The organism is Pseudomonas sp. GW821-FHT01A09 (assembly GCF_058986725.1).
Genome location: NZ_JBYSWB010000025.1, coordinates 12,468 through 30,524, shown reverse-complemented (window position 1 = coordinate 30,524; position 18,057 = coordinate 12,468). Strand labels below are relative to the sequence as shown.

At 61.9% G+C, this 18,057-nt stretch carries 17 protein-coding genes; 6 read left to right on the top strand and 11 right to left on the bottom strand.

Annotation, left to right across the window (positions count from 1 at the left end; translation table 11 throughout):
* Positions 1 to 138 precede the first annotated feature (138 nt).
* The gene (locus AC3WJP_RS22845; RefSeq protein ID WP_493724179.1) at positions 139 to 1,206 is read right to left on the bottom strand and encodes an ABC transporter substrate-binding protein; all 1,068 of its coding nucleotides are present in this window, start codon (positions 1,204 to 1,206) and stop codon (positions 139 to 141) included.
* Between the two features lie 318 nt (positions 1,207 to 1,524).
* Between AC3WJP_RS22845 and AC3WJP_RS22840 the strand changes: the two genes are divergently transcribed.
* Positions 1,525 to 2,238 (top strand): UTRA domain-containing protein, encoded by a 714-nt coding sequence (locus tag AC3WJP_RS22840; RefSeq protein ID WP_493724178.1) that lies wholly within the window; start codon positions 1,525 to 1,527, stop codon positions 2,236 to 2,238.
* A gap of 164 nt (positions 2,239 to 2,402) precedes the next feature.
* Here AC3WJP_RS22840 and AC3WJP_RS22835 read toward each other — a convergent pair whose 3' ends face one another.
* The 6 genes from AC3WJP_RS22835 to minC form a co-directional block, all read right to left on the bottom strand.
* On the bottom strand, positions 2,403 to 4,577 hold the full coding sequence (locus AC3WJP_RS22835; RefSeq protein ID WP_493724177.1) for a mechanosensitive ion channel family protein: 2,175 nt from the start codon (positions 4,575 to 4,577) through the stop codon (positions 2,403 to 2,405).
* Between the two features lie 140 nt (positions 4,578 to 4,717).
* A complete protein-coding gene (locus AC3WJP_RS22830; protein WP_493724176.1) occupies positions 4,718 to 6,007 on the bottom strand; it encodes a M18 family aminopeptidase in 1,290 nt (429 codons plus the stop codon).
* A 157-nt stretch (positions 6,008 to 6,164) separates the two neighbouring features.
* Entirely contained in the window at positions 6,165 to 6,800 is a 636-nt protein-coding gene (locus AC3WJP_RS22825) for an RluA family pseudouridine synthase (RefSeq protein WP_493724175.1), read from the bottom strand.
* A gap of 100 nt (positions 6,801 to 6,900) precedes the next feature.
* Positions 6,901 to 7,155 carry a cell division topological specificity factor MinE gene (gene minE, locus AC3WJP_RS22820; protein ID WP_226503322.1) on the bottom strand — a complete coding sequence of 85 codons (255 nt, stop codon included), beginning with the start codon at positions 7,153 to 7,155 and terminating at the stop codon, positions 6,901 to 6,903.
* A complete protein-coding gene (minD, locus tag AC3WJP_RS22815; protein WP_493724174.1) occupies positions 7,152 to 7,967 on the bottom strand; it encodes a septum site-determining protein MinD in 816 nt (271 codons plus the stop codon). Before minD ends, minE begins: the two co-directional genes overlap by 4 nt.
* A 164-nt stretch (positions 7,968 to 8,131) precedes the next feature.
* The gene (gene minC, locus AC3WJP_RS22810; protein ID WP_493724173.1) at positions 8,132 to 8,854 is read right to left on the bottom strand and encodes a septum site-determining protein MinC; all 723 of its coding nucleotides are present in this window, start codon (positions 8,852 to 8,854) and stop codon (positions 8,132 to 8,134) included.
* Between the two features lie 123 nt (positions 8,855 to 8,977).
* Between minC and AC3WJP_RS22805 the strand changes: the two genes are divergently transcribed.
* Entirely contained in the window at positions 8,978 to 9,913 is a 936-nt protein-coding gene (locus AC3WJP_RS22805) for a lipid A biosynthesis lauroyl acyltransferase (protein ID WP_493724172.1), read from the top strand.
* 150 nt (positions 9,914 to 10,063) lie between these two features.
* Here the strand turns inward: AC3WJP_RS22805 and AC3WJP_RS22800 are convergent, their stop codons facing one another.
* Together AC3WJP_RS22800 and AC3WJP_RS22795 are read right to left on the bottom strand one after the other, a co-directional pair.
* A complete protein-coding gene (locus AC3WJP_RS22800) occupies positions 10,064 to 10,840 on the bottom strand; it encodes an MlaA family lipoprotein (protein ID WP_493724171.1) in 777 nt (258 codons plus the stop codon).
* The gene (locus tag AC3WJP_RS22795; RefSeq protein ID WP_493724170.1) at positions 10,833 to 12,131 is read right to left on the bottom strand and encodes a serine/threonine protein kinase; all 1,299 of its coding nucleotides are present in this window, start codon (positions 12,129 to 12,131) and stop codon (positions 10,833 to 10,835) included. The genes AC3WJP_RS22800 and AC3WJP_RS22795 overlap by 8 nt, the downstream gene beginning before the upstream one ends.
* A 240-nt stretch (positions 12,132 to 12,371) precedes the next feature.
* Here AC3WJP_RS22795 and AC3WJP_RS22790 point away from each other — a divergent pair, with 240 nt between their 5' ends.
* Positions 12,372 to 12,728 (top strand): hypothetical protein, encoded by a 357-nt coding sequence (locus AC3WJP_RS22790; RefSeq protein WP_493724169.1) that lies wholly within the window; start codon positions 12,372 to 12,374, stop codon positions 12,726 to 12,728.
* Positions 12,729 to 12,842: 114 nt separating this feature from the next.
* Here AC3WJP_RS22790 and AC3WJP_RS22785 read toward each other — a convergent pair whose 3' ends face one another.
* Positions 12,843 to 14,402 carry a glycoside hydrolase family 17 protein gene (locus AC3WJP_RS22785; protein ID WP_493724168.1) on the bottom strand — a complete coding sequence of 520 codons (1,560 nt, stop codon included), beginning with the start codon at positions 14,400 to 14,402 and terminating at the stop codon, positions 12,843 to 12,845.
* A gap of 315 nt (positions 14,403 to 14,717) precedes the next feature.
* Between AC3WJP_RS22785 and AC3WJP_RS22780 the strand changes: the two genes are divergently transcribed.
* From AC3WJP_RS22780 to AC3WJP_RS22770, 3 genes are all read left to right on the top strand, one after another.
* Positions 14,718 to 15,572 carry a glycine betaine ABC transporter substrate-binding protein gene (locus tag AC3WJP_RS22780; RefSeq protein ID WP_493724167.1) on the top strand — a complete coding sequence of 285 codons (855 nt, stop codon included), beginning with the start codon at positions 14,718 to 14,720 and terminating at the stop codon, positions 15,570 to 15,572.
* A 154-nt stretch (positions 15,573 to 15,726) separates the two neighbouring features.
* Positions 15,727 to 16,038 (top strand): DUF485 domain-containing protein, encoded by a 312-nt coding sequence (locus AC3WJP_RS22775; RefSeq protein WP_493724166.1) that lies wholly within the window; start codon positions 15,727 to 15,729, stop codon positions 16,036 to 16,038.
* Positions 16,035 to 17,693, top strand: coding sequence for a cation acetate symporter (locus AC3WJP_RS22770; RefSeq protein WP_493724165.1), 1,659 nt, complete (start codon positions 16,035 to 16,037; stop codon positions 17,691 to 17,693). The genes AC3WJP_RS22775 and AC3WJP_RS22770 overlap by 4 nt, the downstream gene beginning before the upstream one ends.
* Positions 17,694 to 17,752: 59 nt before the next feature.
* Here AC3WJP_RS22770 and AC3WJP_RS22765 read toward each other — a convergent pair whose 3' ends face one another.
* Positions 17,753 to 17,905 (bottom strand): DUF3309 family protein, encoded by a 153-nt coding sequence (locus tag AC3WJP_RS22765; protein WP_493724164.1) that lies wholly within the window; start codon positions 17,903 to 17,905, stop codon positions 17,753 to 17,755.
* Positions 17,906 to 18,057 lie beyond the last annotated feature (152 nt).

Genomic DNA, 18,057 nt, shown 5'->3' with positions numbered 1-18,057 from the left:
GGGGCGGTTCCCGAAAAACACCGACGGCAGACGCTGATCCTGCGTCCGCCGATTGCGCTATCGGTGCGGGCGTCATGCCCGCACCACGAGGAAGGGGCCCGCTTGCGCAGGCCTGCATCAGGCTCAGGAGGGCAGCGTTTACTGCTGCATCTCGATGATCACTTGCTCGTTCCACTGTTGCGGCAGGGCCTTGGAGCTCTTCTCCCAGGCATCGGGGTTCTTGATCGGTTTGACGTTCTTGTACTGCTCGTTGGGCAGCAGCTTGGCCTTCACGTCATCCGGCAGGGTGATGTGCTCGGCGCGAATCGGCCGAGCGTTACCGCGCGCCAGGTTGATCTGCCCGGCATCGCTGAAGATGTACTCGCGGGCCAGCTTGGCGGCGTTGGGATGCTTGGCGTATTTGTTGATGATGGTGGTGTAGCCGGAAATCACCGAACCGTCAGACGGGATCAACACATCGAAGCGCTTGGGATCGATCTTCTCGCGGTAGCTCAGGCCGTTGAAGTCCCAGACCACACCCACTTCGATCTCACCTTTTTCCAGCGTCTGGATGGTCGGGTTGGCCAGCGACAGGCGGCCCTGTTTGGCGAGCTCGGTGAACAGTTGCAGGCCAGGCGCCAGATTGGTTTCGTCACCACCGCGGGCCAGCGCTGCCGAGAGCACGCCATTGGCGGCCTGGGCGGCGGTGCTGACGTCACCGATGGCGACCTTGTATTTGCCTTTGCTCAGATCGGCCCAGCTGTGGGGCTCGTCGCCTTCCTTGACCAGTTGCTTGTTGATGATGAACGCGATGGTGCCGGTGTAGGCCAGCGCCCAGTGGCCGTCCTTGTCCTTGGCCCAGTCAGGCACTTGCGCCCAGGTGGTGGGCTTGTACGGTTGGGTTACTCCCTTGGCAGTGGCGATGGGGCCGAAGGCGGCACCTACGTCGCCGATGTCGGCGCTGGCGTTGTCTTTCTCGGCATCGAACTTGGCCACTTCCTGGGCCGAGCTCATGTCCGTGTCCATGTGCTTGAGGCCGTACTTGCTGGCCAGGTCGTCCCAGGTGCCTTTCCAGTTGGCCCAGTTATCAGGCATGCCGACGCTGTTGACGGCACCTTCGGCCTTGGCGGCGGCTTCGAGCGCCGCCACATCCGAATCGGCGGCCAGGGCGAGGTTGGATAAAGCGATGGTCGAACCCAGCAGTGAGGCGAGGAACAGCTTTTTCATCCGAAACTCCTTGAAGGACGTCGTTTTAAGACGACTGAGACGAAGCGTTTGGTCTAGGTCAGCAATACCCGAGCCAATGTAGGCCTCAGCGATGACGTTTTTATGTCTGTGGGTGTATCACCCCGCAGTCGATGCGCTTCTGGAACTAGCGTAGACCATGATTCAAGCCGCTATCTGCAAGGCTTTGGGCAAACCGGCGAGGGATGTGTGAGCGAACTTGTCATCTGCCGTTCATGCATTGCGCCTAGTCTCGCCCTTCATTGGCGTTTAGAGTGAAGGCCATTTCAGCGCGTTGGACTAGACCAGAAAGGAGCAGCAATGGGCGCGAGTGCACCTCGAGCGGTCACCGCCATCTGCCAGGCGTTGCAGGAGCAGATCGAGCACGGCCTGCTCTCCTCGGGCTGCAAGCTACCGGCCGAACGCAAGCTCAGCGAGGTCTTCGACACCACGCGCATTACCCTGCGCGAGGCGCTGGTGCAGTTGGAGGCGCGCGGGCTGATCTATCGCGAAGAACGCCGGGGCTGGTTCATCTCGCCGCCGCGCCTCGATTACGATCTGGTCGAGCGCAGCCACTTCCATGCAATGGTGCGGGCCCAGGGGCGTGAGCCATCGACGCAGTTGCTGGCTGCCCAGCGGGTACCGGCACCGGCCATGGTCTGCGACTGCCTGGGGCTGGCGCCGCTGTCCAGCGTGGTACGCATCAGCCGTGCGCGGCGCATCGATGGGCGCCTGGTGCTGTACGTCGAGCATCATCTCGACGGGCAGTATTTTCCGGATATTCTCGAGCACGACCTGAGCCTGCCGCTGACCGAACTCTACGCCCGCCACTACGGCATCGAATACGGTCGAGTGCGGTTCGAGATGGCGCCCACGGCGCTATACGCAGAGGCCGCCGCTGCCCTCAAAGTCTCCGAGGGCAGCCCTGGCTTGCGCATCCTGCGCATCAACGAGGATCGCCAGGGCCGGGTGATCGATTGCGATGTCGAGTACTGGCGCCATGACGCCATTCGGGTGCGGGTCGAGGTGGGATGAGGCTACCGGCCTCTTCGCGAGCAAGCTCTGCTCCCACAGGGTTGTCTGCACTTGCGTCGTACAGCTGTGGGAGCAAGCTCTGCTCCTACAGGGTTGGCTGTACCTGAGTCGTACAGCTGTGGGAGCAAGGCTTGCCCGCGAAGAGGCCCGTCGCATCGATACAACTATTGCCCCGGTTGATCACTGTCCTTCACCGTTTCACCACTCGCCGTCGTCACCACCTGCACGCTCAAGCGCGGAGTCGCCAGGTCCAGGCCGTCGGCATCCAGCTGGCGTTTGAGCGCCAAATTGAACGCCCGCGACACTTCCCACTGCTTGATCGGCGCGGTCTTGAAGCGCGCCCGCAGGATCGCCGTGCCGGACTCGAAACTCTCGACACCCTGAAACTCCAGCGGCGACCAGATATTGCGCCGCTGCAGAGGGTCGCTGCGCATCTTCTGGGCGACGTCGCGCATCATCTTGATCGCGTCGTCGATGCCCATGCTGTGCGGCACCGCCACGCGAAAGATGGCGTAGCCGAATTCGCGCGAGTAGTTCTTGATGCTCTTGATCTCGCTGAACGGGATGGTATGCACGATGCCGTCGATGTCGCGCAGGCGCACGGTGCGGATGGTCAAGCCTTCGACGGTACCCAGGTGACCGCCGACATCCACGTAATCGTCGATGGCCAGCGAGTCTTCGATGATGATGAACAGCCCGGTGATCAAATCCGCCACCAGCGATTGCGCACCGAAGCCGATCGCCAGGCCAATGACCCCGGCACCGGCCAGCAGCGGCGTGACGTTCATGCCCATGTTGGCCAGGGCGACGATGGCGGCGATGATCAGGATCGCCACGAACAGCACGTTGCGAATCAGCGGCATCATGGTCTGCGCGCGGGTGTTGGCCAGGCCTTTGCGCGAGCGGGTGAGAGCGGCGTGAATGCCCGTGTCGGCGAGAATCCACACCAGCCAGGCGAGGATCAAAGTGCCGGCCAGGCTGAACAGACGCACGCTGACGTCATGGCCATCGCCTTCGGAGAAGCGAATGATCGACAGCCCCCACACCCGCAGCCCGAGCTCGATGAAGATCAGCCAGATGACCAGGTGTGCCAGCGTGTAGCTAAAGCCCTTCAAGCGCTCGGAGTAGAGCGCGTGGCGCTTGTGGCCCTTGGCCGGGCGCAACGAGTGGCGGCGTACCAGGCCGTTGATGACCATGCACAGCACCAGCAGCACGGTGCAGATCAGCGCCTGGCGCAAGGCGGTGCTGGCGTCGCCGGCGGAAAAGAACGTGGCGAACAGCGACACTGCCACCAGCACCAGCGCCGGCAGGTACCAGTAGGTGCCGAGCACTTCGATGGTGTCGGTCAGTGCTCGCCGGCTCATGCGTCGCGCCAGACTCTGGTTGCAGATCAGGTGCGCCACGGGCCGGCGAAAGCGCAGGATGAACAGGCCGCTGAACAGCGCCGCCAGGACGTTGGCCAGGGTCGCCGCGCTGTGCGCTAGGTGCAGGCCCAGCGTGGCGATCATGCGCGGGTCGCTGAAGGCCTCGCCAAAGGCGGCGAAGCTGCCGATCAGCCACAGCGGGCGAAAGGCGCGGTGACGCAGGATGTCCAGCGCGCGATGGCGATGGGGGCCGTCGAGCAAGGAGAAGGCGATAACGCAGGTGGCGGAGAAGCAGGTGCCGACCACCAGTGCATAGGCCAGCACCATGGCCAGGCTCTTGCCCAGCGAGGTGGGCAGCGCGTAGCCGACGAAGATGGTGATCAGCAGCGCCACCAGCCATGGCCCCAGCTTGCGCAGGGCGAAGCGCAGCAAGTCGACGGTGCGCGGATGGCGCGGCAGTTCGGCGCTGAGCCCGAAGCGTTGGCGGATGCGCTGGCTGAGCCAGATCAGGCTGTAGGCCAGCAGGCTCCAGATGGCGATCACTACGACGAATCCGGCGATGATCGGCGGCCATTCGGAAAGCGGCAAGGCCAGGGCGCGCAGTTCTTCGCCGGCCAGGGTGATTTCGTCACCCCAGCGCAAGAACGGGCTTTCATCGCCCGAGAATTGCTGTTCGATCTGATGCAAGGTCGTGCCGATCAAGCCCAGTACGCCTTGCTCTGCAGGCGGTTGCGCCTTGAGCGTGCTGTCGCGCAGTTTTTTCAGGTCGGCCAGCAATTGTGTACGTTGCTGATCGTTTTCCAGACCCTTGATCACCTCATCCAGAGACTGGGCCAGCGGCTCGGTGGCCTGGGGTTGGGTTTTTTGCGAACTCCCCAGCAGACTCGGCAAACCAGCGGCCTGAGCAGGCGTCAGGCAGAGCAGGCAGGCCAGCAGGAGGAGGGAAAGGGTCAGCAGGCGCCGGCATGCAGCCATGGGGAAGGGTTACCTGTGCAAATCAACAATGAGTACCTGTAGCGGGGGGGCTTGCCCCCGACTTGGCAGGTCAGACGCATTGATAGCGTTGACACCTGTCGGGGGCAAGCCCCCTCGCTACAAGGGCGACGGCCGAGGTATCAAGGCAAATCACGGCTGGCGTAGAACGCGCCAAGCACCTTGACCAGATGCGCCAGGTCCTGACTGCCCGCCAGTTCGCGGATCGAGTGCATGGCGAAGGTCGGCAGGCCGATGTCCACGGTGCGCACGCCCAGATGGCTGGCGGTGATCGGGCCGATGGTCGAGCCGCAGCCCATGTCGCTGCGCACCACGAAACTTTGCACCGGCACTTCTTCGGCCATGCACAGGTGGCGGAAGAACCCCGCCGTCTCGCTGTTGGTGGCATAGCGCTGGTTGCTGTTGACCTTGATCACCGGGCCGGCGTTGAGTTTCGGGCCGTGGTTGCCATCGTGCTTGTCGGCGTAGTTGGGGTGCACGCCGTGGGCGTTGTCGGCCGATACCAGCAAGGAGCGCTGGATGGTGCGTACGTAATCGTCGCCGTCGGGCAGCAGGCGACCCAGCGTTTGCTCGAGCATCGGGCCATCGGCACCGCAGGCCGAGGCGGAGCCGATCTCTTCGTGGTCGGTGCAGACCAGCACGCAGGTTTCGTCGCCCTCGGCATTGAGCAGCGCTTGCAGGCCGGCATAGCACGACAGCAGGTTGTCGAGGCGCGCACCGGCGATGAACTCGCCGTGCAGACCGATGACCGCGGCGGACTGGGTGTCGTAGAAGCTCAGTTCGTAGTCCAGCACGACGTCGGCGTTGAGGCCGTGCTCGCGCGCCAGTTGCTCGGTGAGGATGGCGCGGAAGTCGACGCGCTCGTCACCGGCCACCTGGGCGAGGATCGGCGGCAGTTCGATCTGTTTGTTGATGGCCCAGCCTTCGTTGGCCTCGCGGTTGAGGTGGATGGCCAGGTTGGGGATGATCGCGATCGGTGTCTTGAAGTCGATCAGCTGGCTTTCGACCTTGCCATCACGGCGGAAGGTCACGCGGCCGGCCAGCGACAGGTCGCGGTCGAACCAGGGCGTCAGCAAGGCGCCGCCGTAGACTTCGACGCCCAGCTGGAAGAAGCCCTGGCGTTGCAGTTCGGGCTGCGGCTTGACTCGCAGGCACGGGCTGTCGGTGTGTGCGCCAACCAGGCGGATGCCGCTGATCAGGGGCGAGTTGCGGCCCAGGCGGATGGCGATGATCGAAGAGTCGTTGCGGGTCACGTAGTAGCGCCCGCCGGGCACCGTCTGCCAGCTGTCGCGCTCGTCGAGGTGGTGGTAACCGGCGGCTTCGAGGCGCTGCACCAGGCTGGCGGTGGCGTGGAAAGGGGTCGGGGAAGCCTTGAGGAATTCGATCAGGCCTTGGTTCAAAATGTCGTGCATGGTTCGCTCCAGACAGCAATGGCGCGAGTTTAACGTATTGATCAAGGACTTGCTGCGTCTGTGCCGGCCTCTTCGCGAGCAAGCTCTGCTCCCCCACCTGTGGGAGCCGGGCTGCGCGTTCGGCGGCGAAGAGGGCCTGAAGGCCAACAGTGAACACCTAGAACGGCGCAGGACACTCGAAGCGCAACCGCTCCCCAGTCACCGGATGGGTGAACCCCAACGTGGCAGCATGCAGACACAGGCGCGGGTAGGCGCTCAGCGCTTCGCCCTCGGCATACAAGCCGTCGCCCAGCAGCGGATGGCCGATCGACAGCATATGCACCCGCAGTTGGTGCGAGCGGCCGGTGATCGGCGTCAGTTCGACGCGGCAATGGGTGCCCAGGCGCTCGACCACGCGCCAGAAGGTCAGCGCATGCTTGCCGAACTCGTGATCCACCACATGCCTTGGCTTGGTCGGCGGGTCGTAGCGCAGGGGCAGGTCGATGCTGCCGCTGTCCAGCGCTGGCTGGCCCCAGCACAACGCCGCGTAGGCCTTTTCCGTTTCCCGGTCATGAAACTGCCGGGACAACTCGCGATGACTGTCCGGGTTGCGCGCCAACAGGATGATGCCCGAGGTTTCCCAGTCCAGCCGGTGCACGATCAGCGCTTCCGGATAGCCGTTCTCCTGCAGGCGGGTGATCAGGCAGTCCTTGTTGTCATCGGCGCGGCCCGGCACCGACAGCAACAGGGTCGGCTTGTCGACCACCAGAAAGGCCGGGTCCTCGTGGATGATGCGGATGTTCGACAGCGGCATGCGTTTGATATCTCTACGGGCGCTGAAACGGCAACGGCGACTCGCGAGCGCTCGATCGGAATCGAGGCTCGGAGCCGCCGAGGCGCCTGGTCCGGGTCGCTTAGCGATCGGGCAGGGTGATGTTGAGTTCCAGGATCGAGCAGCTGCCTTGGCTTTCCAGGGCAACCTGAACCTGATCGTTTTCGATGTTCACGTATTTGCGGATGACCTCCACCAGTTCCTTTTGCAAGGCGGGCAGGTAGTCCGGCGTTGTCCGTTGGCCACGCTCGTGCGCCACGATGATCTGCAGACGCTCTTTCGCTACCGACGCGGTGTTACCCTTTTTGCGGTCTCGAAAGAAGTCAAAAATATTCATTCACGACCTCCGAACAGGCGCTCGATCCAGCCCTTCTTTTTCACATCGAGGAATCGATGCGCGACTTCCTTGCCCAGCAGGCGATCCACCGCATCGCTATACGCCTGGCCGGCATCGCTCTGGTCGTCGAGGATCACCGGCACACCCGAGTTGGAGGCCTTGAGAACCGCTTGCGACTCAGGGATCACGCCGAGCAGGCGAATGGCGAGGATTTCCTCGACGTCTTCGACACCGAGCATTTCGCCCTTGCTCACACGCTCTGGATTGTAGCGGGTCAGCAGCAGGTGTTCCTTGATTGGATCTTCGCCTTTTTCGGCGCGCCGCGACTTGCTGGCCAACAGACCCAGCATGCGGTCCGAGTCACGTACCGAGGACACTTCGGGGTTGGTCACGACGATGGCTTCGTCGGCGAAGTACATGGCCAGGCTGGCGCCTTTCTCGATACCGGCCGGCGAGTCGCAGATGACGAATTCGAAATCGGCCTTGAGCTGGTTCAGGACCTTTTCGACGCCTTCGAGGGTCAGCGCGTCCTTGTCGCGGGTCTGGCTGGCGGCCAGGACATACAGGTTCTCGAGACGCTTGTCCTTGATCAGGGCCTGGCTGAGCGTGGCTTCATCGTTGACGACGTTGACGAAGTCGTACACGACGCGTCGCTCGCAGCCCATGATCAGGTCAAGGTTACGCAGGCCGACGTCGAAGTCGACGATGACGGTCTTGTGGCCGCGCAGGGCCAGACCAGTACCAATGGCAGCGCTGGAGGTGGTCTTACCCACACCACCTTTACCGGATGTAACGACGAGAATCTTGGACAAGGTGTATCACCCCTAGAGAAAAAGGATTGCTAGTCCTGAAAACATGACTTGAAAAAGCACTTGGGCAGCGGCTCCGGACGGCATATCCGATGAAACCGGGCTGATGCCACTGCGCTCTGATTGTGCGTATGAAGCGGTAATGCGTAAAAAGGCCGCAGTATCCGTTAAAGACGGGTGATGTTCAACACATCTCCGGTCAAGCTGACTTGAACCGGCGAGCCCCACAGCGGATCGCGGCGCAGGTCTTCGGAGACCTTGTATTGCCCGGCGATCGACAGCAATTCGGCGCCAAGATGCTGGCAGAAGATTCGCGCCTTGGTATCGCCTTTGATCCCCGCCAGAGCGCGGCCGCGCATCGGGCCGTAGACATGGATATTGCCATCGGCGAGAAGTTCCGCACCCGAGCTTACCGAGGACACAATCACCAGATCGCCGCCTTGGGCGTAGATCTGCTGGCCACCGCGCACCGGCGTGGTAATCACCTTGGTCGGCATGATCACCGGCTCAGGCGGTTTTTTCGGCACTTGCGGCTCGTCCAGCGGCCGCTCGCGGGCGCCGGACGGTGGCAGCACGGGCAGGTCGATGGCGATGGCGGCGGCGATGTCTTCGATACGGCTGGCGCGGATCGCCAGGGTGCGCAGGCCGTGTTGACGGCACACGCGCATCAGCCCGGGAAGATCGATAGCACCTTCGCTGGGCGGCAGTTTGTCCAGCGCCAGCACCAGCGGCGTATTGCTGAAGAAGTTCGGTGCCTGGGCCACTTTGGCCGCCAACTGGCGATCCAGTCCTTCGAGATTGTTCTGCGCCAACTCGAGCACCGTGATGGCAAGCATGCTGCCTTTCAACTGGAACACGGGCGTCGTGTCTTGGAATTCTGTTTGGCTCATGGTCGGCAAGTCGCGCCTTGTTACGAAAAAAGTGCCGAGACTTATAGCGAGAACGCCTTCATGCCGCAACCCGCGATGAACCGATGTAGAATGCGCGGCCCGCTCCCAGCTCCGGAATTGTTAATGGATCGCCCGCGTTTTCAGCGTTATTTTCTTCATCCGCGTTTTTGGCCGCTATGGCTGGGCCTTGGCCTGCTCTGGCTGGTGGTGCAGCTGCCGTACCGCACGCTGCTGCGCCTGGGCCGTTGCCTGGGGCGCATCATGCTGCTGGTGTCGGCCGAGCGGCGCAACGTGGCGGCGCGCAATCTGGAGCTGTGCTTCCCGGAAATACCGTTGGTCGAAAGGCAGCGGATGTTGAAAGAAAATCTGCAATCCACCGGTATCGCTTTTTTCGAAATGGCCATGGCCTGGTGGTGGCCAAAGGCCCGGCTGGCGCGCCTTGCGCACATCGAAGGGCTGGAGCATCTGCGCGATGCCCAGGCCGACGGGCAGGGGGCGATCCTCATGGCTTGCCACTTCACCACCCTGGAGATCGGCGCCGCCTTGCTGGGCCAGCGCCACACCATCGACGGCATGTACCGCGAGCACAAGAACCCCTTGTTCGATTACATCCAGCGCTGCGGGCGCGAGCGTCACAACCTCGACGCCCTGGCGGTGGAACGCGAGGATGTGCGTGGGATGATCAAGCTGCTGCGCAAGGGCCGGGCGATCTGGTATGCCCCGGATCAGGACTACGGCGCCAAGCAGAGCGTCTTCGCGCCGCTGTTCGGCATCGAGGCGGCCACGGTGACCGCCACCAGTCATTTCGCGCGGTTGGGCAAGGCGCGGGTGATCCCCTTCACGCAACAGCGCCTGCGTGATGGCAGCGGCTACCGCCTGGTGATCCATCCGCCGATGGAAGGCATTCCGGGGGAAAGCGAACTGGCGGATTGCGTGCGGATCAATCAGTGGGTCGAAGAGGTGATACGCGAGTGCCCCCAGCAGTACCTGTGGGCCCATCGACGCTTCAAGTCGCGCCCGCCGGGAGCCGAGAAGCTGTACGACAAGCGCAAGCGCTGACAAGGCTTTCGCGAGCAAGCTCTGCTCCCACAGAGTGATTCCTGTCTCTGTGGGAGCAGAGCTTGCCCGCGAAGAGGCCATCAAGATCGACGCAGAAAAAAGGCCGGCCCCGTATAAACAGGTCCGGCCTTTTTTGTTGCCGCCAGGATATTACTCGGCGATCTGCAGCTTGCGCGACTCGGTGTAGATGTAGCGCACTTTCTCGTACTCGAACGGTGAGTTCAGCGAGCCATAGCGGAAGTTGGTCTGGTAGCGACGGTCAACCGTGCGCAACACATAGAGTTCCGGATGGTCACTGCTGACCTGCGAGACATTGAGGAAGTTGATCTGCGACTCGGCTGCGAAATCGAAGACCAGGCCGGTGGTGTCACGCACGTTCGAGGGGCCGAACGCCGGCAGCACCAGGTAAGGGCCGGCCGGTACGCCGTAGTAGCCCAGCGTCTGCCCGAAGTCTTCCGGCTGACGGTTGAGGCCCACGGCAGTCGCTGGGTCCCACAGGCCGAAAATGCCCACGGTGGTGTTCAGCACTACGCGGCCGGTGGTGTCCAGCGAGCGGCGACCCTTGAACTGCAACAGGCTGTTGAGCAGGTTGCCGACATCGCCGATGTTGTTGAAGAAGTTGCTCACACCGGTGCGCAAGAACCGCGGGGTGATGTAGGTGTAGCCATTGACTGCCGGCAGCAGTACCCACTCGTCGAGCTTGTAGTTGAAGTGGTACAGGCGACGGTTCATCGATTCCAGCGGGTCGTAGACGTTCAGCGCGGTCATGGTCGAACGCTCGAACTCGCGTTGGTCCAGGCCGGGGTTGAACTTGAGCGCCTTGTTCGGTTCGGTGAAGCCGTCCGCATCGGTGGTGCGCGGTGCGTCGTCAGCGTGTGCCAGGCCTGCGCAAAGCAGCGTCGCGGCGAAGAGGAATTTTCTAGCCACGGAAGAACTCCAGAATAGCGTCGCTGTTGACGCGGTAGTTGATGTTGCCGCAATGGCCGCCGTACGGGAAAAGCGTCAGGCGATCGCCAAAGGTGGTGCGCAGGAAGCCGATATCGCCAGGGCCGAGGATCACGTCGTCGGCATTATGGAAAACGGCGAGCTTGTTGTTGTCGTGCAGGTAATCCTTGAGCGCGTACAGGCTGACCTGGTTGACCAGTTGCAGCACGCTGCCGCCGTCGGTGCGGGCACGCCACATGGGGATGACCTGATCGGTCAGGTAGCAGTTGAAGTCACACTGCAGGGCCTTGCGCATGTAGGGCGTCAGGCTGGTGCCTTCGGTGATCTTGGTCTTGGGCGGGGTAATCAGGCCGCGACGGTTGATCAGGTCGGAAGTGAAGGCGATATCGGCTGCCGAGAAGCGGAACGAGGTGCCGATCAGCATCGCCAGTTGCTCGTTGGAGAGGTGCTCCTTGGAGTTCTGGACATCGTAGATCAGTGCGTCGTTGAGGTCGATGTAGCCTTTTTCCTGGAAGTAGCGCGTCAGTTTGGCCAGCATCAGCTCATAGAAGGTAGTGCTGTTGTTGATGCCCTTGACCTGCGTCTGTACCAGCTTGTCGAGGTTGGAGATCGACGTGTACAGGTTGACTGGCGGGTTGAGCAGCAGGACCTTCTTGAAGTTGAAGCTGCGGCGGGTTTCATCGAGCTTGCTGACGAAGGCCGCGTCCAGCGCGCCCAGGCTGTAGCCGGTCAGGTAGTAGTCGGTGACGGCCAGCTTGGGATGCTGGGCGCGCACGGCCTGCATGACGCGGTACAGGTCTTCGGCGTCTTCGGTGCTCACGCCGGGTGTGGCGAACCGCGAGGCGGCGCTCATGAAGTCATAGCTGGTGGGCGACGACAGCTGCACGACGTTGTAGCCAGCCTGGTAGAACAGCTTCTTGAGAAACTCGTTGAGGCTGCTGGTGTAGGGCGCACCGGTACCGGCGATCAGGAAGATCAGCGGCGCGGGGTGGTCCTGCTTGGCCAGGCGGTAGCGCAGTTTTTTCACCGCCCAGAAGTTGTCGGGCAGGATCTGCTCGCGCTCGGGGCGCAGGTTGAGGGTGTAATCGTCCTGATCGATATCGCTGTTGGCCGGCAGCTTAGGGCGCAGGTCCGGCGGCGTCGAGGCGATCGTTGCCTCGAAGGGATTGTGCAGTGGATAGCCATAGGTGGCAGGATCGACATCCTTCGCCAACGCAGACGCACTCATTATGAGACCGCCCAGCAAGGCAGCGAAGCGCAATGATCGGAGCATGAATTAATTCCCTGGAACGGCAGATGCTGATTTTGATGTACGCAGGCTCAGACCATCTGGCTAATGGCAAGTTGCCAAGCGTTGCATTATTTAGTGCAAGAAAAGGGGGGGCGCCGGTACACCCCAGCGCGCACGATACACCGAATGGGCACGGCGCTGACAGAGTGGCGCGGGCTTTTGCTTGCAAGGTCGCTCAAGGTGATTATGCTGTGCGACGATTTTCTCAGCCTGGAGTAGTGCATGTCCCGTCGGATGCCTTTGTGGATTGGCCTGATCCTGTTGTCGCTGTGGGTTCTGCTCAGCTATGGCGTGCGCTATGGGCTGATGGAAAGCACGCAATGGCTGGCGGCCTGCGTCGACGATCCCGGTCGTTGGCAGTGCCAGGCGCGCTCGCACCTTGGCTTGATCATCTATCTGGGCGTGATCGGCTGGTCGGCGCTGGGATTCGCCGTGCTCGGTTTTGTCGTGCCGGGGCGAGTGGGCAAGTGGCTGGCGGGTGTGGGCCTGGTCATCGGCACACCGGGGCTGGCGCTCTACAGCGCCAGCTTGTCGGTCTTCGCGGTGGTGATTGCCGGGTTGCGGCTGGTTCGTCGCTGATTGGGGGGGAGGCTGCGGGCCTCTTCGCGAGCAAGCTCTGCTCCCACAGAGTTGGCGGTGCTGCAGTGGTACACCTGTGGGAGCAGAGCTTGCTCGCGAAGGGGGCGGCGCGGGTTAGCGCGGTACCTGGACACAGCGCCACAAGCCCAGCGCCAGCAGCGCGCTGACCAGCGCAAAGCCCCACGCCTGCGGGTTCTGCAGGCCTTCACGGGCCAGTTGCGGGATGATGCCGGCAGCGATGATCAGTGCCAGCAGCAGGGTTTCGTTACGACGTACCCGCACCGGTCGCCATAGATAGACGAGCGCCGGTATCACCAGGGCTGCGGTGGGGAAGCTGCGATAGCGTGGCTCGAACACCATGGTCAGCATCATCACCGCACCGGCGAAACCGGCGGCCATGGCCCAGGCGCCGGCACGGGCTTGCAGCCAGTCCAGCAGACGGGCACGAATGCCGACAGGGTTCGCCAGTGCCAGCGCGCCATGCACCAGCACGATCAGGTTCAGCGCCACCATTACCGCGGCCCACAGCCATTCCCCGACAAAGCGTGCGGTCACCCGCATCAGCTCGCCCCAGACACCCAGGCTGGCAACGCCGACCACCACCAGCAATGGCAAAAGCGCCGGTTTCAAAGCCGACGAAGTGGCTTGCAGACGCCCCGCGATGACCAGCACCAGCAGCCCCAACAAGGTGCCCGCCCCCAGCCATTGCGGCCAGAACGGCAGATTGCTCACCGGGCCTTCGAGCACGCCCTTGTTCTGCCGGTCGGCATCGAACAGCCCCCAATAGCCGCCCACGGCGCCTTCGCTGGCGCGCTTCCATGGCTGGTCGAAGGCTTCGATCAGGTTGTAGTGCCAGCCGCGCTGTTCGGCCATGGCGACGAAACTGCGGATGAAGCGGGCCTCGTTGACTCGGCTCGGCAGCGCGGTCTGGCGTTGACGTCCTTCGCTTGGCCAGCCGGTCTCGCCGATGACGATCTCGCGCGGCGCGAAGCGTTTGGCGAAATCGTCGTGAACGTTGGCGACATGGGCGAGGGCGTCGTCGATGCCGCTGGGTTTGTCTTCCCAGTACGGCAGCAGGTGGATGGTCAGGAAGTCCACAGCCTTGCCGACCTCCGGGTATTGATCCCAGAACTCCCAGACATCGGCATAGGTCACCGGCTGCTGGACCGCCGCCTTGACCTGACGAATCAGCGCGACCAGCTGCGCGCCGGTGACTTCCTTGCGCAGCAAAGCCTCGTTGCCGACGATCACCGAGGTGACGACGTCCGGATTGGCATTGGCCGAGGCGATCAGCGCTTTGATCTCGAGCTGGGTGTCCACCGGATTGCTGTTGATCCAGGCGCCCATCATCACCTTGAGCCCATGCTTGCGCGCGAGGTCCGGGATGGCGTCGAGGCCGGTCATGGAATAGGTGCGAATGCACTGGAAACGCGTGGCCAGCAAGGCCAGGTCGGCGTCCATGCGCGCCGGACGCACCTTGAGAGGCTGGTCGAACGGCGATTGGTCCTTGTCGAACGGCGTATAGGACGCGCATTGCAGTTTGTGCGAGGGGCTGGCGGCATCGGCCAGGGTCACGGGTTCGCCCAGTGCGTACCAGAAAGCACACAGCGCCGCGAAGGCGATCAGGCAGGCAAGCAGATAGGGCAGCAGGGCAGAGCGAGCGGTGGAGGACATGATGGCGCCAGGCAAAAACACTGGGCGCATGTTACCCGTATTTGCGGTTGCCTTGAGCTTCACCATGCAAGGTTCGGGCGATTTTTTGTTTCTTCTTCGCTAATGGCCGAGTGATGTCGTTTTCCACCCCGTCAAGGTCGCTGGCAGAGCAGGATGGTTGTGTCCCTGGGCCGATGATCAGTGCGTCGGGCGGGCTCACCCGGATAGCGCCGATGGGCCGAGGACCGGCAATGGGCGTAACGCAGGCGCCTTGCACCAACACACAACATTCTCAGTGCTCGATACTGTCGAGCCCAGCCTTTTCGGGGAAGCAACATGAAAATGCGACGTCTTTTGGGAGCGGGTGCCGCTCTGGTTCTGGCCATGGGCACCACCCTCGCCAGCGCTGATACCAAGCCCACGTTAAGCATCGGCTATGTCGATGGCTGGTCCGACAGTGTGGCGACCACCTTCGTGGCTTCCGAAATCATCAAGGAGAAACTGGGTTACGACACCAAACTGATGCCCGTCGCGGCCGGGATCATGTGGCAGGGCGTGGCTACCGGCAAGCTCGACATGATGCTTTCGGCCTGGCTGCCGGTCACCCATGGCGAGTACTGGGCCAAGAACAAGGACAAGGTCGTCGACTATGGCCCGAACTTCAAGGACGCCAAGATCGGCCTGATCGTGCCCGAGTACGTCAAGGCCAAATCGGTAGCCGATCTGGCCACCGATGACAGCTTCAAGAAGAAGATCGTCGGTATCGATGCTGGCTCGGGCGTCATGCTCAAGACCGACCAGGCGATCAAGGACTACGGTCTGGACTACAAACTGGTGGCCAGCTCCGGCGCCGCCATGACCGCTGAACTGGCCCGTGCCGAAGACAAGAAAGAATCCATCGCCGTGACCGGTTGGGTACCGCACTGGATGTTCGCCAAGTGGAAGCTGCGCTTCCTGGAAGACCCGAAAGGCGTCTACGGTGCAGCTGAAACGGTCGACAGCGTCGGCAGCCTGGGGCTGGAGAAGAAAGCCCCGGACGTGGTCGCTTTCCTGAAGAAGTTCCAGTGGGCCTCGGCTGACGAGATCGGCACCGTGATGCTCGCGGTACAGAATGGCGAGAAGCCGGATGTGGCCGCCAAGGCATGGGTCGCCGCCCACCCTGATCGCGTTGCGCAATGGACCGCTAAATAAGTACGGCTGCAAGTCATCAAAAGGCCACCCTCGCGGTGGCCTTTTTCATTTGCACGTCCATACTGGCTATACGACTAAAGTCGTCTGGAACGCGTCTATGGCCAGCATACAGTGGCTACGCTCCAACATAATCTGTGCTGCTAGGACAAAAATAATGAACGACAGCATTTACAGCAAGATACAAGACAGTCCGCGCTTCAAGGAACTGGTCTCCAAACGCGAGCGGTTCGCCTGGATTCTTTCAGCGATCATGCTCGGCCTCTACGCCGCCTTCATCCTTCTGATTGCTTATGGGCCCCAGATCATGGGCACCAAGATCAGTGCAGGCTCGTCGATCACCTGGGGTATTCCCATCGGGGTCGGTTTGATCGTCAGCGCTTTTGTGCTCACCGCCATCTATGTACGGCGGGCCAATGGCGAATTCGATGACCTCAACAACGAGATCCTCAAGGAGGCGCAACAATGATCCGTACCTTGCTGGCGACATTGGCTCTGGGCGCTGTTGCCCCGGCCGCATTAGCCGCCGATGCAATATCAGGCGCCGTGCAGAAACAACCGCTGAATATCTCCGCCATCATCATGTTCGTGGTGTTCGTGGGTTTAACGCTGTGCATCACTTATTGGGCGTCCAAACGCAACAAGTCGGCGGCTGACTATTACGCTGCGGGCGGCAAGATCACCGGGTTCCAGAACGGTCTGGCGATTGCCGGCGATTACATGTCGGCCGCTTCGTTTCTGGGGATTTCCGCGCTGGTGTACACCTCCGGGTATGACGGCCTGATCTATTCGATCGGCTTTCTGGTGGGTTGGCCGATCATCCTGTTCCTGATCGCCGAACGCTTGCGCAACCTGGGCAAATACACTTTCGCCGATGTGGCTTCGTATCGCCTGGGGCAAACCCAGATCCGTACCCTGTCGGCCTGTGGCTCGCTGGTGGTCGTGGCGTTCTATCTCATCGCGCAGATGGTCGGCGCCGGCAAGCTGATTCAGTTGCTGTTCGGTCTCGATTACCATGTGGCGGTGATCATGGTCGGCATTCTGATGTGCCTGTATGTACTGTTCGGCGGCATGCTGGCGACCACCTGGGTGCAGATCATCAAGGCGGTGATGCTGCTGTCCGGTGCTTCGTTCATGGCGATCATGGTGATGAAGCACGTCAACTTCGATTTCAATGCGCTGTTCGCCGAGGCCGTCAAGGTCCATCCCAAAGGCGAGGCGATCATGAGCCCCGGCGGGTTGGTCAAGGATCCGATCTCGGCATTCTCGCTGGGCCTGGCGCTGATGTTCGGTACCGCCGGCCTGCCGCACATCCTGATGCGCTTCTTCACCGTCAGCGATGCCAAGGAAGCGCGCAAGAGCGTGCTCTATGCGACCGGCTTCATCGGCTACTTCTACATCCTGACCTTCATCATCGGTTTCGGCGCGATTCTGCTGGTCAGCACCAATCCGGCCTTCAAAGACGCCGCGGGTGCCTTGCTGGGCGGCAACAACATGGCGGCGGTGCACTTGGCCGATGCGGTGGGGGGCAGTCTGTTTCTGGGCTTCATCTCGGCCGTGGCCTTCGCCACCATTCTCGCGGTGGTCGCCGGCCTGACGCTGGCCGGTGCCTCGGCGGTGTCCCATGACCTGTACGCCAGCGTGATCAAGAAGGGCAAGGCCAACGACAAGGACGAGATCCGCGTCTCGAAGATCACCACCATCGCCCTCGGCGTACTGGCGATCGGCCTGGGCATCTTGTTCGAGAGCCAGAACATCGCCTTCATGGTCGGCCTGGCGTTTTCCATCGCCGCCAGCTGCAACTTCCCGGTCCTGCTGCTCTCCATGTACTGGAAGAAGCTCACCACCCGCGGCGCCATGATCGGCGGCTGGATGGGCCTGATCAGTGCCGTGGGCCTGATGATCCTCGGGCCGACCATCTGGGTGTCGATCCTGGGCCATGCCAAGGCGATCTTCCCTTACGAGTACCCGGCGCTGTTCTCCATGATCATCGCCTTCATCGGTATCTGGTTCTTCTCGGTGACCGACAAGTCCACTGCCGCTGACGAAGAGCGGGCCAAGTTCTATCCGCAGTTCGTGCGTTCGCAGACCGGTCTGGGAGCGAGTGGGGCGGTCTCTCACTAAGCAAATCGCAGGCATGAAAAAGGCAGCCATTTGGCTGCCTCTTTCATTATGTCCGAACGCTATATCTTCCCGAGCAATACCAGGATCAGCAGGATGATCAGTACGGTACCAATGATCCCCGACGGCCCGTAGCCCCAACTTCTGGAGTGCGGGAACACGGGCAGACCGCCCACCAGCAGCAGGATCAGGATGATGATAAGTATGGTGCCCATGGTGACTTCCTTATTTGGACTGTAGTTATGTTCGCCGGTCGGGATATTCATGACCGCTTAACAAGTCCGACTCCGGTCTGTCGAAAAAAGTCATTTTATTACTGCACGATATTTTTGCAGGCGCACGGAACTTTGCTACCCGCCGACTCACC